The following is a 15,012-nucleotide window of genomic DNA, read 5'->3' on the forward strand; positions in this document are numbered from 1 at the left end:
CCCCGCTCCGGGGAGGACGACACGGATCCGGGTGAAGATTCAGCCCTCGATGAGTGCGCGCAGCGCGCCGGCGTCGCGCGGCAGCTCCACCACGTGCCGAGGCAGATCCTCGATGCCGGCGAATCGCTCGGGGCGGGGCGGCACCTGGCCGGTCGCCTCGACGATGGTGGCGGCGAACTTCACTGGCAGCGCCGTCTCGAGCACGACGATGGGTGCCGGCACCCCGCTGGCGCGCGCGACGTGCACGGCGTCGGCGGTGTGCGGGTCGATCATCACGCCGTCGGCGTCGAGGACGCGGCGGATCTCCGCCAGCCGGTCCGCGTGCGTGGAGGCCCCGGCCACGAACCCGAACCGCTCGAGCTGGCCGGCGAACTCGGGTGTCGCCGAGAGGTCGAACTCGCCGTCGGCCAGGTCGTCGACGAACAGCGCCCGCAGGCGGTCGGCGTCGCGGCCCAGGAGATCGAAGACGAACCGCTCGAAGTTCGAGGCCTTCGAGATGTCCATGGATGGCGACGACGTGGCCAGCGTCTCGGACGCCCCGCGGATGCGATAGCGCCCGGTGCGGAAGAACTCCTCGAGCACGTTGTTCTCGTTGGTGGCCAGGATCAGGCGATGGATCGGCAGCCCCATCTGGCGGGCGATGTGCCCGGCCGCGATGTTGCCGAAGTTGCCCGACGGAACCGCGAAGCTCACGGGGGCGTCCCCGGGGATCTGCAGCCAGGCGGCGAAGTAGTACACGACCTGGGCCATGAGCCGGGCCCAGTTGATCGAGTTCACGGCGCCGAGGCGGTGCCGGGCCTTGAAGTCGGCGTCGGCGTTGAGTTCCTTGACCAGGTCCTGGCAGTCGTCGAACACGCCCTCGACGGCGATGTTGACGATGCCGGGGTCGTCGATCGAGAACATCTGCGCCTGTTGGAAGGGGGTCATGCGCCCCCGCGGCGACAGCATGAACACCCGCACGCCCGGCTTACCGAGCAGCGCGTACTCCGCCGAGGAGCCGGTGTCACCGGACGTGGCCCCCACGATGGTGATGGTCTCGCCCCGCCGGGCCAGTTCGTAGGCGAACAGCTCCCCCAGCAGCTGCATCGCCATGTCCTTGAAGGCCGCGGACGGCCCGTTGCTGAGGTGCGCCAGCCACAGCCCGTCGCTGAGGCGAGTGACCGGCACGACGGCCGGATCGAGGAACTTCTCCGGGGCGTAGGCCCGTTCGACGATGCCGCGGAGGTCGTCGGCCGGGATGTCATCGACGAAGAGGCGCACGATCTCGAAGGCCAACCCCGCGTATCCGTCGCGGGCGAGGAGTTCCCGCCACGCCTCCAGGGTCTCGGGGGTCACCGTCGGGTAGGCCTCCGGCAGGTACAGCCCGCCGTCGGCGGCCAGGCCCTCGAGCAGGATGTCGCTGAACCGCTTGCCGGGCCGGCCCGAGGTGTCACGGGTGGAGATGTAGCGCATGCGCGCCATGCTACCGAGCTAGTTCTTGATGTCGCGCCGCTCGAACAGCGGGAGCGTGACCGCCGCCACCAGCAGGACCACCAGCAGGTGGTAGACGACCGCCTCCACCCGGCCGATCGTCAGGAACATCTCGCCTGCCATGTTGTAGGACTCGGCCGATCCGTGGAGCAACGCGTAGGCCTGCTGGGTCGGCAGGAGGTGGTACACCCACCCCGGCAGAGTGGCCTCGACGCTCAGCGACAGCGTCAGCACGTCGACGACGAACACCCCGAGCAGGAGCGTGGCCGCGAGGCTGGCCCCGCCCGCCAGCACCGTCAGCAGCCCGCCCAGACTGCCGAGCACGAGCCCGTAGAAGAGAGCCGCCAGGACGAGTCCCAGAAGGGCTGGCGTGGCGTCGAACGCCTCGTAGCCGTTGAGGGCGATGAACCAGATGGCAGACACGACGGTGCTGACCACCGTGGCGATGGCCATCACGCACCCGCCCAGGAGCCCCGAGACCGCGCTGCGCGTGAGCACCAGCGCGGTCCTGCGCGGGGTGAAGGTGAGCTGGGTGGCCACGGCGCCGGACCGGAAGTCGGAGCCGACGTAGAGCACGGTGATCCCGAGCGTCATCACCGCGACCATCACGACGAACGGCAGGATGCCCGACTCGACGACGACCGAGAACGGCCAGGGGTCCCGCAGGAAGTCGGCCACGCTGCACTCCGGACAGTCCCCGACGGGGATGCTGTCGAACGTCGCCTGGGCCTCCGCCAGCTCCTGCTGCGAGAGCGGCCGGGCCGCGTCCATCCACAGCATCGGCGCCGCGAGGCTGACCAGCAGCACCGCGAGCAGCCCCCAGAGGAACCGGCGCCGGTAGCGGAGCCGGTTGAGTTCGGCGCGCAACAGGTCCATCACGCCACCTCCCGCCGGCGGCCCTGGGCGCCGACGAGATCCGCGCCCGAGGTGAGATCCAGGAAGACGCGCTCGAGGCTCTCCCGCTCCAGGGACAGGTGGTCGGGCCAGAGGTCCGCCCGACCGAGCTCGCGCGCGATGTCGGCGGGGCAGGGCGCGGCCGCGCTCCGGGCGAGGACCCGCACCCCGCCCTCGGCCGGTTCGACGCGCCACCCGGCGCGCCGCAGCACCTCCGCCGCGGCCACCGGCCGGTCGATCCCGACCCGGACGTGCGGCGTCGCTCCCTCCAGGAACTGGCCCATGGGGCCCGCCGCGACGACGCGGCCCTGCGCGATGATCGACACCGAGTCGGCGACCTGCTCGATCTCAGACAGGATGTGCGACGACACCAGCACGGTGATCCCCGCGTCAGCCAGGTCGCGCATCGTGGCACGGATGTCGCGGATGCCGACGGGGTCCAGCCCGTTGGTGGGTTCGTCGAAGATGAGCAGCTCGGGGCGCTTGAGCAGGGTCGCCGCGATGGCCAGCCGCTGCTTCATCCCGAGCGAGTAGGTGCCGAAGTCGCGGTCGGCGTCGGTGCCCAGGCCGACCTCGAGGAGCACCTCCGTCACGCGTCGACGGTGGACGCCGATCGAGTCGGCCAGGACGTCGAGGTTGTGCCGTCCGGTCATGCGCGGCGCGAAGCGGGGCGACTCGACGATGGCGCCGACCCGTCCGATGACCCGCGGCAGCTCGGCCGGGACCTCGTGCCCCAGCAGCCGGACCGTGCCGGCGTTGGCCCGGACGAGCCCCAGGAGGATGCGGATCGACGTGGTCTTGCCCGAGCCGTTGGGGCCGAGGAGCCCGTGGACGCCACCACGTGGCACCCGCAGGTCCAACCCGGCCAGGACCCGCCGCCCCCCGTAACGCTTCACCAACCCCGTGGCCTCCACGGCCCAGTCGGAAGCCCCGTCGGGCCAGGCGATGTGAGTCATGGCACCGACGCTAGTCCGTGCGGCGCCCGCCCCGGATCCGCCCGTGGTCCCTGCGGGATGGGCCCGCGGTCGTCCTAGCGGCCCGCTGCGGGCAGGGGGCTGACCGCGGCGCGGGCCATCCACCGCCACAACAGCCCCAGGGGGACCGCCACCAGCGGCATCGCGATGAGCGGCGGCATCATCGTCTGGAGCGCGGGGAGCAGGGTGAAGCCGACCACGACCACCAGCCAGGCCCGATGCCAGCGGGCCCCGGTGCGCCAGAAGACGTACAGCGGCAGCAGCCAGGTGAGGTACCAGGGCTGCAGCGCCGGGCCCAGGACACAGAACGCCGCCAGCACGGCCATCGCGAAGGCCCAGGGGTCGCGCGGGTCGTCGCCGCGGGGCCCCAGCTTGACCCAGGCCACGGCTACCGCGGCGAGGATGAGCAGTGTCGACACGGCGGTGACGATCGAGTTGGCGGCGTCGTCGGTGAGGGGGTAGCGCAGCCCCTCGGCTACCCATGACAGCGGCGCGTTGCTCATGGCTCCGACGGGGTTGCCGGCGGTCGGGCTCCGCCACCCGAAGCCGAACCGCAGCGACGTCAACGCGAACACCGCGATGGCCACCACCCCGGGGACGACCGCCGTCAGGGCCAGTCGCCACCATCCCGCAGCGCTCCCGCGGGCCGGGTGGGCATCCGACCCGGCGACGGCGGGCGCCGCCCCCCAGGACCGGAACCGCACCGCCCAGGCCACGGCGACGACGCCCAGCCCGTAGAGGGCGGCCGACTGCTTGATGCCCATCGCCAGGCCCAGCAGCACGCCCGCGACGAGCAGCCCGCGCCACCCCCGCCAGCCGAGGTCGGTGGCGGCGAGCAGCGCGGCCACGCCCAGCGCCACCATGAGCGCGTCGTTGTGCACGCCGCCCACCCACTGGATGAGCATGATCGGGTTGGTGAGGCCGGCCCAGATCACCAAGCCCTCGTCGAGGGCGAATCGCCGGGCCAGCCGCCGCAGCACGAGGCCGAGCAGCAGCAGCGCCAGCAGGTTCGGCAGGCGCAGCGCCACGGTGGTCCAGTACGGATGGCTGCCCGTCAGCTGCGCGAGGGCCCCGAACAGCTCCAGTGACAACGCCGGGTACACCGCGGTGGTCTCGAACCAGTGCACTCCGACGAGCAGGCCCGGCTGCCCCGCGTCGCCCAGGGCGGTCGTGTACGGGTCGACCCCGCGGGCCACCATCCACCCCTGGGCGGCGTAGGCGTACGCGTCCCGGGAGTACATCGGCAGTGCCATCAGCATCGGGGCGGACCAGACGGCGGCGGGGATCCACTGGCGCCGGAAACGCGGGCCGATCTGCCACCAGGCCAGCAGCAGGACCGCCAGCGCCGGCAGCGAGACCGCGGCCCGCCACCAGGAGTCGCCGCGCTCCAGGAGCCCCGGAGCGTCGACGAACTGGGTGCCGACCAGCGACAGGATGGCAACCAGACCGGCGACGATCCACCACCACGGCGCCCGAGGATGACCGTCGGGGGCGGGCCGCAGCCAGCCGATCCATCGGTCCACGCGGCGCCTCCTCCCCGACTCCAAGCCGCACCAGCCTACCGGCCGGAGCGCCGCGACCCCTCCCCCGCCCCTGCGGGGGCGGTTACCCTGGGTCAATGCGACTCGCCATGTGCAGCCTCCACGTCACGGATCCGGGAGCGGCCCACCGCTTCTACACCGACGTGCTCGGCTTCGAGACCATGATCGCGATGCCGGAGCATCACGTGTTCGTCATCACCGGCCGCGGGCAGGACGTCGGCCTGCTGCTGGAGCCGAGCGACCATCCGGTGGCCTCCGCCTACCGGGCGGGCCTGTACGCCGAGCGCATCCCGGCCCTCGTCGTCGGCACCGACGACCTGGATGCCGACATCGAACGGCTGTCGGCGCAGGGCATCGGCTTCGTGAGCGAACGCTTCACCGACGCGTCGGGCTCGTCGATCAACCTCGACGACACCGTCGGCAACATCATCCAGCTGCATGAGGCCGCGCGATGAGCCGGCACCGCGTCGTCATCATCGGCTCCGGCTTCGGGGGGCTGTTCGCCGCCAAGGCGCTCCGCCGCACCGACGTCGAGGTGACGCTGATCGCCAAGACCACGCATCACCTCTTCCAGCCACTCCTGTACCAGGTGGCCACCGGGGTGCTGTCCGAGGGCGAGATCGCGCCGGCCACGCGGGAGATCCTGCGCCGGCAGGCCAACGCGCAGGTCCTCCTCGGGCTGGTCGAGGACATCGACCTCACCAACCGCGTCGTGAAGTGGCGGTTCCACAACGAGTACAACGAGACGCCCTACGACTCGCTGATCGTGGCCGCCGGAGCCGGGCAGTCCTACTTCGGCAACGACCAGTTCGCCACGTTCGCCCCCGGCATGAAGTCCATCGACGACGCCCTCGAGCTCCGGGCCCGGATCTTCAGCGCGTTCGAGATCGCCGAGTTCACCCAAGACCCGGACGAGCGCACCCGCATGCTGACGTTCACCGTCGTGGGCGCCGGCCCCACCGGTGTGGAGATGGCCGGCCAGATCCGCGAGCTGGCCACCTCGACGCTGCGCAACGAGTTCCGCACCATCGACCCGGCGAGCGCGCGGGTGCTGCTCATCGACGGCGCCGACCAGGTGCTGCCCCCGTTCGGGCCCGAGCTCGGCGCCAAGTCCCAGGAGACGCTGGAGCGGCTCGGGGTTGAGGTGAAGCTGGGTGCCCTGGTCACCGACGTCGACGACAACGGGCTGACCATCCGGTACAAGGACGGGACCACGGAGCGCATCGAGTCGTTCGCGAAGGTGTGGGCGGCCGGCGTGCAGGGCAACGAGCTGGGCCGGACGCTGGCCGAGCAGTCGGGGGCCGAGCTCGACCGCGCGGGCCGGGTCGTCGTGGAGCCTGACCTCAGCCTGCCCGGTCACCCTGAGGTGTTCGTGGTCGGCGACCTGATGGCGGTGCCGGGGGTGCCGGGGGTGGCGCAGGGCGCGATTCAGGGCGCGCGGCACGCCGCCGCGAAGATCCGCTCCCGCCTCGAGCACACCGGGGATCCGGGCGCGTTCAAGTACAAGGACAAGGGCTCGATGGCGACGATCTCCAAGTTCGCGGCCGTCGCGAAGATCGGGTCGATCAAGCTCAGCGGCTTCATCGCCTGGGTCGCGTGGCTGTTCCTGCACCTGCTCTACATCGCCGGCTTCAAGCAGCGGGTCACCACGCTGCTCAGCTGGGCCATCACCTTCATTACCAACGGCCGCTCCCAGCGGGTCGTCACGAACCAGCAGATGGTCGGTCGGCTCGCGCTCGAGCACCTCGGCCGTGGCAGTTCGGGTCGGCTCATCAAGGGCCGCCGCGACGAACTCACCCCGGGATCCTGACGTGCGGGGCGTTCTTCGCGTCCTGCGCGATCTCGGACTGCTCGTAGCGCGCGTCGTCGCGGGCGTGACCCTCGTGGCCCGCGGCTGGCACCGCTGGCAGGTCACCGGACTCGACGCCCAGGAGGCGGTCCTCCGGGCGGCCGGGATGCCGAACCCCGAGGTGCTCGCTCTCGCCGCCGTCGCCTTCGAACTCATCGGCGGCGTCCTGCTGGTCTTCGGGTTGGCCACCCCCCTGGTGGGGCTCGGGATCGTCGCGGTGAACGTCGCCGTCATCCTGACGACCCGCGCCGACGCCGGCTTCTACCAGCACGAAGGCGGCTGGGAGTACAACGCCACCCAGGCGGCCCTGGGGCTGGTGTTCCTGGTGTTCGGCGCCGGCCGGACCGGTCTGGACCATCTGTTCGTCCGCCCCCGCGACGACCACGACCGCCTGATCGCCGACCCGCACGACGCACAGCTCGCTCACAGCTGACGCATAGCGTCGGCCCTGTCCGGGGTGCCAGAGTAGGCGCATGCCAGTGACCGAACCCCTGACGCGCCCCGACGGCACGCCGATCCGGATCCTCACCGTCGACGACGAGCCCAGCCTCATCGAACTGCTGGCCATGGCGATGCGCTACGAGGGCTGGGAGGTGTTCACGGCGTCGTCGGGTGGCGACGCCGTGCGGGTGGCCCGAGACGCCAAGCCGGACGCGCTGGTCCTCGACATGATGCTGCCGGACTTCGACGGGCTCGAGGTCATGCGGCGCATCCGGACCGAACAGCCGGATGTTCCGGTGATCTTCCTCACCGCCAAGGACGGGGTCACCGACCGCGTCGCGGGGCTCACCGCCGGCGGCGACGACTACGTCACAAAACCGTTCTCGCTCGAGGAGGTGATCGCCCGGCTGCGGGGGCTGCTGCGCCGCAGTGGGGCGACCAGTGTCCGGCCAGACACCCAACTGGTCGTGGGGGACCTCATCCTCGACGAGGACTCCCACGAGGTCAGCCGCGGTGGGGTCCCGATCAAACTCACCGCCACCGAGTTCGAGCTGCTGCGGTTCCTCATGCGCAACCCCAAGCGCGTCCTCAGCAAGGCCCAGATCCTGGACCGGGTGTGGAACTACGACTTCGGCGGCCAGGCAAACGTCGTCGAGCTGTACATCTCCTACCTGCGCAAGAAGATCGACGCCGACCGCGAGCCCATGATCCACACGATGCGCGGCGCGGGCTACGTGCTGCGCCCGGCGGGGTCGTGACCCGGGCGCAGCGTCGCGGCTCGCTCGCCGCCCAGCTGCAGCCGCGGCTGGTCCTGACGGTCGCGGTGATGGCGATCCTGGTCGTGATCACCACGCTCGTCGCGCTGCGCACGATCCTCTACAACCAGCTCGACGCCGAACTCGACGCCGCTCAGGTGCGTCAGAGCCGCAGCAGCATCCACGACGACGGCCCGCCCGGGTTGGAGACCCCCGGGATGCGCGTCGGGACCGCGATCGCGGTGCGCCTGATCGACGGGCGGGCGGTGGGCGGCGTCGTCGGCGACGGCTCCACGAACGCGTCGATGACCATCGAGGCCTGGTCGGCGCTGACGTCCGTGCCGGTCGACGGCGGGAAATACACCGTCGACGTCCCCGGGCTCGGCACCTACCGCGTGGAGGCCCGCGAGTCCTCGCTCGGCACGGTCGCCGTCGGGCTGCCGGTCGCGGACATCCGCCGCACCCTGCTGTGGCTGACGGCGTTCGCGGGGGCGCTGGGTCTGTTCGCCGTCGCGGCCACCGCGTTCGTCACGCGGGCGGTCCTCGACCGCGCCACCAAGCCGCTCGTCGCGCTCACCGACACCGCCGACGAGGTGAGCCGTCTGGAACTCGAGCGCGGCTCGGTGGCCGTGCCCCGCGTCGAAACCGGCCCCCTCCCCCAGCACAACGAAGTCACCCGCCTGTCGACGGCCTTCAACGACATGCTCGGCCGCGTCGAGGGAGCCCTCCAGGCCCGCGAGCTGTCCGAGGCCAAGCTCCGCCGTTTCGTCGCCGACGCCTCCCACGAGCTGCGGAATCCGCTGGCCGCCATCCGCGGCTACGCCGAGCTCGGTCAGCGGTCGCCGGAAGGCACCGCGCACGCGCTGGGGCGCATCAGCGCCGAGTCCGAGCGCATGACCAAGCTCGTCAACGACCTGCTGTTGCTCGCGCGGCTCGATGCGGACGCGCGCGTCGAGCCCCGGCCCGTGGACGCCGTCGAGGTGGTCCTCAACGCCGTCAGCGACGCCCAGGCCGCCAGCCGCGACCACCGGTGGCTCCTCGACGTCCCCGAGGACCCGGTCGAGGTCCTCGCCGACGCGGATCAGCTGCACCAGGTGATGGTCAACCTGCTCGCCAACGCCCGCACCCACACCCCGCCGGGGACGAGCGTCACCGCGACGGTGGAGCGGCGCGGGGCGTCCGCGCAGCGGGGCGGCGGGGTCGCGGTCATCCGGGTCCTGGACGACGGGCCCGGCATCGCGCCGGAGGTGCTGCCGAGGGTGTTCGAGCGGTTCGCCCGCGCCGACGACGCCCGGGCGCACTCGGCCGCGCAGTCGACCGGCCTGGGCCTGGCGATCGTGCGGGCCGTCGTCGAGAGCTTCGGCGGGTCCGCGTCGGTGGAGTCGCGGCCGGGGCACACGGTGTTCACGGTGGTGCTGCCGTTGGCCCACCGCGACGAGGGAGGCCCGCAGTAAGCTCGGCTACGACGGTGCCCGCCGGGGCCCGCACGCCCGGAAGGACCGCCATGGAGATCACGCGCTCGGCACTCGCCCAGATGGTCGACCACACGCTGCTGAAGACCGACGCCACCCGCGCGCAGGTATCCGCGCTCGTCGCCGAGGCGCGCGAGCTGGGGGCGTTCTCCGTGTGCGTGTCGCCGTCGATGCTACCGATCACCGACGAGCTGGGCGACGTGAAGGTCGCCACCGTGTGCGGATTCCCGTCGGGCAATCACACCTCCTCGGCGAAGGCGGCGGAGGCTGCCGAGTCGTCGCGGCTGGGTGCCGACGAGATCGACATGGTGATCAACATCGGCCTGCTCAAGGAGGGCCGGCCGGACGCCGTCGAGGCGGAGATCCGGGCCGTGCGCGAAGCGACGACCGGCCTGCTCAAGGTCATCATCGAGTCCGCGGCGCTGACCGATGAGGAGATCGTCGCTGCCTGCAGGGCCGCCGAGGCCGCGGGAGCGGACTACGTGAAGACCTCCACCGGGTTCCACCCGGCCGGCGGGGCGTCGGTGCACGCCGTGGAGTTGATGGCGGCGACGGTGGGCGGCCGCCTCGGCGTCAAGGCCAGCGGCGGGATCCGCGACTACGCCACCGCCAATGCGATGGTCGAGGCGGGTGCGACGCGGCTGGGCCTCTCCGGTACTCGCGCGGTCCTCGACGGCGCTGACGGCGACGAGCCGGGCGGCCAGGTCGGGATGGGCTCGGCCTACTAGAGGGCTCAGTCGCTGAACTGGGTGGCGTACAACGTCGTGTAGGCGCCGCCGGCGTCCAGGAGCTGCGCGTGCGTCCCCCGCTCGACGACACGCCCCGCCTCGACGACGAGGATCTGGTCGGCGTGCCGCACCGTCGAGAGCCGGTGCGCGATGACGATGGCGGTGCGCCCGGCCCGGGCGGTGTCGAGGGCCCGCTGGACCAGCGTCTCGGACTCGGAGTCCAGGTGCGCGGTCGCCTCGTCGAGGACGAGGATCGGGGGCGCCTTGAGCAGCAGACGCGCGATCGCGAACCGCTGCCGCTCCCCGCCGCTGAGCCGGTAGCCGCGTTCGCCGACGACGGTGCCGAGCCCGTCGGGCAACCGCCGCACCAGCCCGGCGATCTGGGCGGCGTCCAGCGCGCCCCACAGCTCCTCGACGGTCGCGGTGGGCTTCGCGTAGCGCAGATTGGCCTCGATGGTGTCGTGGAAGAGGTGGGCGTCCTGGGTGACGTAGCCGATCTCGTCCTGCAGCGACGCCAGCGTCAGCCGGCGCACGTCCGCGCCGGCGATCTCGACGACGCCGGAGTCGACGTCGTACAGCCGGGCGAGCAGGTGCGTGATGGTGGTCTTCCCCGCTCCGGACGGTCCCACCAGGGCAACCGTCTGACCCGGCTCGGCCTGGAAGGAGATCCCCCGCAGCACCGGCGTGTTGGCCGACTCCCCCGCGGCCGCCGTCGGCTCGAGCGACTCCAGCGACACGGTCGCGGCGTCGGGATAGGTGAACCAGACGTCGCGGAAGGCCACCGACGGCGGGCCCGAGACCGGCCGGGCGTCCGGGGCGTCGACGATGAGCGGCTCCAGGTCCAGGACCTCGAAGACGCGTTCGAAGCTCACCAGAGCGCTCATGATGTCCACCCGCAGGTTCGACAGCTGCATCAGCGGGCCGTAGAGCCGCGCCAGCAGCGCGACGAGGGCCGTGAGGGTCCCCACGGTGAGGTCGCCGGCCACCGCCGCCACGCCGCCGAAGCCGTAGAACAGGGCGGTCGCGAGCGCCCCCACGAGCGCCATGGCGGTCATGAAGACACGCGAGATCATCGCGATCTTGACGCCCGAGTCCGCGACGTCCTTCGACTGGCGGGCGAACGTGGCGTGCTCGGTGTCAAGATCGCCGAAGAGCTTCACCAGCAGGGCTCCCGAGACGGTGAACCGCTCGGTCATGGTCGCCGACATCTCCGCGTTCTGGGTCATCCGGAGCCGCGACAGGTCCGCGAGCCGCGTCCCCACCATCCGCGCCGGGACCATGAAGATCGGCAGCAGCACCAGCGCCGCCAGGGTCAGCGGCCAGGACAGCGCCAGCATCGAGCCCAACACCAGCACCAGCGTGATGGAGTTGCTGACGACCGTGGACAGCGTCGAGGTGAACGCCTGCTGGGCGCCGTTGACGTCCGACTGCAACCGCGAAACCAACTTCCCGGTGTGCGAACGGCTGAAGAACGCGATCGGCATCCGCAGCATGTGGTCGAAGATCTGCGTGCGCATCGAGTAGATGAGCCCCTCGCCGATGCGCGCCGAGCACCAGCGCTCCACGATCTGCAGCAGGGCGGACCCCAGTGCCATGGCGGCGACGGCGACCGAGAGCCAGACGATGACATCGACGTCGCCGGCGAGCACGCCGTCGTCGATGATCCTCTGGAACAGCAGCAGCGGGGCGACGGACAGCGCGCTGCTGACGATCACCGTGACCAGGAAGACGACGATGAGTCCTTTGAAGGGGGCCCCATAGGCGATCACCCGGCGCGCGGTGCCGCGGTCGAGCTTGTGCTGCTTGAGCTCCGGGTCTGCCGCGAGGCGCCCGAGCATGCGGCCGCCACCCATGCCGCCCCCGCCGTGCCCGACGCTCATCCGCACTCCTCGCCGCCCGCCGACGGGCTGGTCGCCGCGGCCTCCGCCGACGGCTCCCCCAGCGTAGCCGCGCCCCCATGGGCCGAGGGGGACGGAGCCACCGCGGGGCATTAGGCTCACCCCATGCTGCTGAGCGACCGCGACATCCTGGGCGAAGTGCACACCGGGGGGATCCTTCTCGATCCATGGGATCCGGCCATGGTGCAGCCGTCGAGCGTGGACGTGCGGCTCGACAAGTTCTTCCGGGTGTTCGAGAACCACCGGTATCCGTCGATCGACCCGTCGGTCGAGCAGCCGGACCTCACGCGCCTCATCGAGACGCCCGCGGACGAACCGTTCGTGCTGCATCCCGGGGAGTTCGTGCTGGGGTCGACGTTCGAGCGCGTGACGCTGGGGTCGTCGGTCGCAGCACGCCTCGAGGGCAAATCGTCGCTGGGCCGGCTCGGGCTGCTCACGCACTCGACGGCGGGCTTCATCGACCCTGGTTTCTCCGGCCACGTGACCCTCGAGTTGTCGAACATGGCCACGCTGCCGGTGAAGCTCTGGCCGGGGATGAAGATCGGCCAGCTGTGCTTCTTCCGGCTGAGTTCTCCGGCGGAGCATCCGTACGGGTCGGCGCAGTACGGGTCGCGGTACCAAGGGCAGCGGGGCCCGACTCCGTCGCGGTCGCATCTGAACTTCCACCGCACGCAGGTCTGACAACGTCGGGGTCGCCGCTGCGGTCGCGCCTGCCCGCCCCCCGAGGTCACGCGGCCTCGCTCGCTGAGGTCGTGCCGCCCGTTCGCTGAGGTCGCGACTGCCTCGTTCGCTGAGGTCGCGCCCGGTGCGGAGCACCCGGGCGAGTCTCGAAGCCGACGCCTTCCCGCTCGCTGAGGTCGCGCCCGGTGCGGAGCACCCGGGCGAGTCTCGAAGCCGACGCCTTCCCGCTCGCTGAGGTCGCGCCCGGTGCGGAGCACCCGGGCGAGTCTCGAAGCCGACGCCTTCCCGTTCGCTGAGGTCGCGCCCGGTGCGTAGCACCTGGGCGAGTCTCGAAGCCGACGCCGTAGGCGTCGATCTCCCAACCCCGTCCGCTGCTGGTGTGGGGAGCCGTGACCCGTCGCTCGGGCGGCCCTTGTGGCCGGGTGCCCCGTTCAGCTGACCGAGGAGTTGGGGCCGGGTAGATCGAGGCCGCCCGAGCGTCGGTTCCCGTCTCCCCACACATGTTTCGGCGGTGGCGTGGCCGGGTCCGGAGGCGTGCCGGTGGGGCGGCCCTGGGTCGGGTCTGTCTGGGCGGGACGCCAGTTGGGTGATCGTCGGGTTGGGCATCCCTGCGCGCAGCCGCCCCACCGTCCCACCCCCTCGCGGGAATCCCCAGTGACGCTGAGGTCGCGCCCGACGGCGGAGCCGTCCGGGCGAGTCTCGAAGCCGACGCCGCAGGCGTCGATCCCCCTCGGCGCAGGTCAGGTGCCGTCGCCCCAGATGGCGGCGGAGCGGCGGATGAGGTCGTCAAGGTCGGGCCGGTCGGCGTCGGACAACTCCGTCTCGGGCGGGTCGACTTCCGGTGGGCCGGTGTCTGGCGGGTCGTCTTCTGGGCAGGGTCGTGCCCCGGCGCGGATCTGTTGGAGTCGGAAGCGGCGGTGTTGCCGCGGGCGTCTGGCGGGATCGATATGCCGGGGCGGGGTGAACCACGGCAGCCCGGTCACCGGATCCAGATCGACACGCCACTGCGAGGCCTCGGACTGCAACGGATCGGGCTCCACCAGGCGGTGATGGTGCGGGCAGAGGAGTACCCCGTTTCCTAGCCGGGTCTCGCCGCCCTGCCACCACGGGACGATGTGATGCGCCTCGCAGCACGCCGAGGTGGCGGTGCAGCCAGGGAACGCGCAACCCCCGTCGCGCTGCACCAGCGCTGCACGCAGGCCGGGAGTGAACATGCGGTAGGTGCGGCCGACATCCAGCAGCCGGGATGGCCCGCCGAGCACGACGGGAATGATCCCCGCGTCGCACGCCAACCTACGCACCTCGCCGGCAGACAGGCCGTCGACGTCGTCGAGACCGATCAGGCCAACCCGACCGAGGCCGGTGGTGAGGGTGTCGAGGTCGAGGGTGACGTGTACCTGCGGCCGGTCCCCACCATGCGCGGGCAGCGTTCCGGTGTTGGCGGCTTTCTGGGTGAGCAGGACCAGCGCGTCCGCACGCCTGGCGTCCCGGGACGCGGCCTCACCGGTGGCGGTGTAGGTGGAGGCGTCGGGCATCAACGCATCCAACTGCGCGCTGAGGAGGGCTGCGTCGGAGACCGGGAGTTGGCCGGTGATTCGCATCGAGCCGTGGTAGTCCGGGGCGAGGCGCAGGAACCTGGCCCGATGCGCTGCGGCTTCCTCGCGGGCGAGACGCTTCGCATCGTCGGCATCCGATGCGTCGGGGTAGATGATCTCGACCAGGCGAGACGCTAACACTCGCAGTTCGGACGGGCCGAGGGTGTCGACGTGGTGCAGGATCTCCTGCTCGCAGCGGGTGAGCTCCGCCCGGGTGAGCCGGCCGGGGAGTTTGCGCAGGCCGGAGACGATGGCGTCGGCCTGCGCCAACGAAATCGAGCCGTCGTTCAAGGCGGCTCCGATCAGCGGGAACCTGTCATACAGGTCCTGCGCGAGCCGGAGACTGGCGGTGGCTTGGGCGGGGGTGGTGCGCACCGACTGCCGCATCCCGTCGATCACGGCCTCCGCCGCTGCGAGCTTTGCCTCATGGAGCAGGTGGAGGCGTAACCCGGCGAGTTGCGCCTCGGCTTCCGTGACCGCCGCGACGAGGCCGGAGAGACGGTCCGCAGGGGTGTCGTCGGTGGTGAGTGACAAGGCGGCATCCCACAATGCAGCGATGGATCGCTGCATCTGCTCCCGCCTCGAATCACTCATGTGCACTATTCTGACGGAGACCACTGACAATTTCGTATCGCCGGCGTGGTCCGGGATCGACGCCTACGGCGTCGGCTTCGAGACTCGCCCGGACGGCTCCGCCGTCGGGCGCGACCTCAG

Annotated in this window: 13 protein-coding genes; 7 read left to right on the plus strand and 6 right to left on the minus strand. The window is 71.5% G+C overall.

All coding sequences use genetic code 11. The features are described from left to right. Positions 1–39: 39 nt before the first annotated feature. The 4 genes from thrC to mptB form a co-directional block, all read right to left on the minus strand. The gene (gene thrC, locus ACFQPD_RS02325) at positions 40–1,452 is read right to left on the minus strand and encodes a threonine synthase (RefSeq protein ID WP_385898045.1); all 1,413 of its coding nucleotides are present in this window, start codon (positions 1,450–1,452) and stop codon (positions 40–42) included. 18 nt (positions 1,453–1,470) lie between these two features. Then, entirely contained in the window at positions 1,471–2,346 is an 876-nt protein-coding gene (locus ACFQPD_RS02330; protein ID WP_385898047.1) for an ABC transporter permease subunit, read from the minus strand. After that, a complete protein-coding gene (locus ACFQPD_RS02335) occupies positions 2,346–3,320 on the minus strand; it encodes an ATP-binding cassette domain-containing protein (protein ID WP_385898050.1) in 975 nt (324 codons plus the stop codon). Before ACFQPD_RS02335 ends, ACFQPD_RS02330 begins: the two co-directional genes overlap by 1 nt. A gap of 74 nt (positions 3,321–3,394) precedes the next feature. Beyond that, positions 3,395–4,861 carry a polyprenol phosphomannose-dependent alpha 1,6 mannosyltransferase MptB gene (gene mptB / locus ACFQPD_RS02340; RefSeq protein WP_385898053.1) on the minus strand — a complete coding sequence of 489 codons (1,467 nt, stop codon included), beginning with the start codon at positions 4,859–4,861 and terminating at the stop codon, positions 3,395–3,397. A 95-nt stretch (positions 4,862–4,956) separates the two neighbouring features. On the opposite strand from mptB, the gene ACFQPD_RS02345 reads away from it, so the two are divergent. Genes ACFQPD_RS02345 through deoC form a run of 6 tightly spaced genes read left to right on the plus strand, consistent with a single transcriptional unit; the run spans position 4,957 to position 10,124 of the window. Then, positions 4,957–5,334, plus strand: coding sequence for a VOC family protein (locus ACFQPD_RS02345; RefSeq protein ID WP_068751677.1), 378 nt, complete (start codon positions 4,957–4,959; stop codon positions 5,332–5,334). Continuing rightward, positions 5,331–6,689 carry an NAD(P)/FAD-dependent oxidoreductase gene (locus ACFQPD_RS02350; RefSeq protein ID WP_385898055.1) on the plus strand — a complete coding sequence of 453 codons (1,359 nt, stop codon included), beginning with the start codon at positions 5,331–5,333 and terminating at the stop codon, positions 6,687–6,689. The genes ACFQPD_RS02345 and ACFQPD_RS02350 overlap by 4 nt, the downstream gene beginning before the upstream one ends. A 1-nt stretch (position 6,690) precedes the next feature. Next, positions 6,691–7,161: a DoxX family protein gene (locus ACFQPD_RS02355; protein WP_385898058.1), complete on the plus strand. Its 471-nt coding sequence runs from the start codon at positions 6,691–6,693 to the stop codon at positions 7,159–7,161. Positions 7,162–7,201: 40 nt separating this feature from the next. Continuing rightward, on the plus strand, positions 7,202–7,927 hold the full coding sequence (locus tag ACFQPD_RS02360) for a response regulator transcription factor (RefSeq protein WP_068751680.1): 726 nt from the start codon (positions 7,202–7,204) through the stop codon (positions 7,925–7,927). Then, a complete protein-coding gene (locus ACFQPD_RS02365) occupies positions 7,924–9,378 on the plus strand; it encodes a sensor histidine kinase (protein WP_385898061.1) in 1,455 nt (484 codons plus the stop codon). Before ACFQPD_RS02360 ends, ACFQPD_RS02365 begins: the two co-directional genes overlap by 4 nt. A gap of 50 nt (positions 9,379–9,428) precedes the next feature. Continuing rightward, complete coding sequence (gene deoC, locus ACFQPD_RS02370) at positions 9,429–10,124, plus strand: deoxyribose-phosphate aldolase (RefSeq protein WP_385898064.1); 696 nt, start codon at positions 9,429–9,431, stop codon at positions 10,122–10,124. A 5-nt stretch (positions 10,125–10,129) separates the two neighbouring features. Here the strand turns inward: deoC and ACFQPD_RS02375 are convergent, their stop codons facing one another. After that, positions 10,130–12,004 carry an ABC transporter ATP-binding protein gene (locus ACFQPD_RS02375; protein WP_385898066.1) on the minus strand — a complete coding sequence of 625 codons (1,875 nt, stop codon included), beginning with the start codon at positions 12,002–12,004 and terminating at the stop codon, positions 10,130–10,132. A gap of 123 nt (positions 12,005–12,127) precedes the next feature. Between ACFQPD_RS02375 and dcd the strand changes: the two genes are divergently transcribed. Beyond that, complete coding sequence (dcd, locus tag ACFQPD_RS02380; protein WP_385898068.1) at positions 12,128–12,703, plus strand: dCTP deaminase; 576 nt, start codon at positions 12,128–12,130, stop codon at positions 12,701–12,703. Positions 12,704–13,443: 740 nt separating this feature from the next. On the opposite strand, the gene ACFQPD_RS02385 is transcribed toward dcd, so the two are convergent. Beyond that, entirely contained in the window at positions 13,444–14,892 is a 1,449-nt protein-coding gene (locus tag ACFQPD_RS02385; protein ID WP_385898070.1) for a DUF222 domain-containing protein, read from the minus strand. Positions 14,893–15,012: the final 120 nt, after the last annotated feature.

The sequence above is a fragment of the Tessaracoccus sp. O5.2 genome (assembly GCF_964266725.1).
In the GTDB taxonomy this organism is placed as follows: domain Bacteria; phylum Actinomycetota; class Actinomycetes; order Propionibacteriales; family Propionibacteriaceae; genus Arachnia; species Arachnia lapidicapta.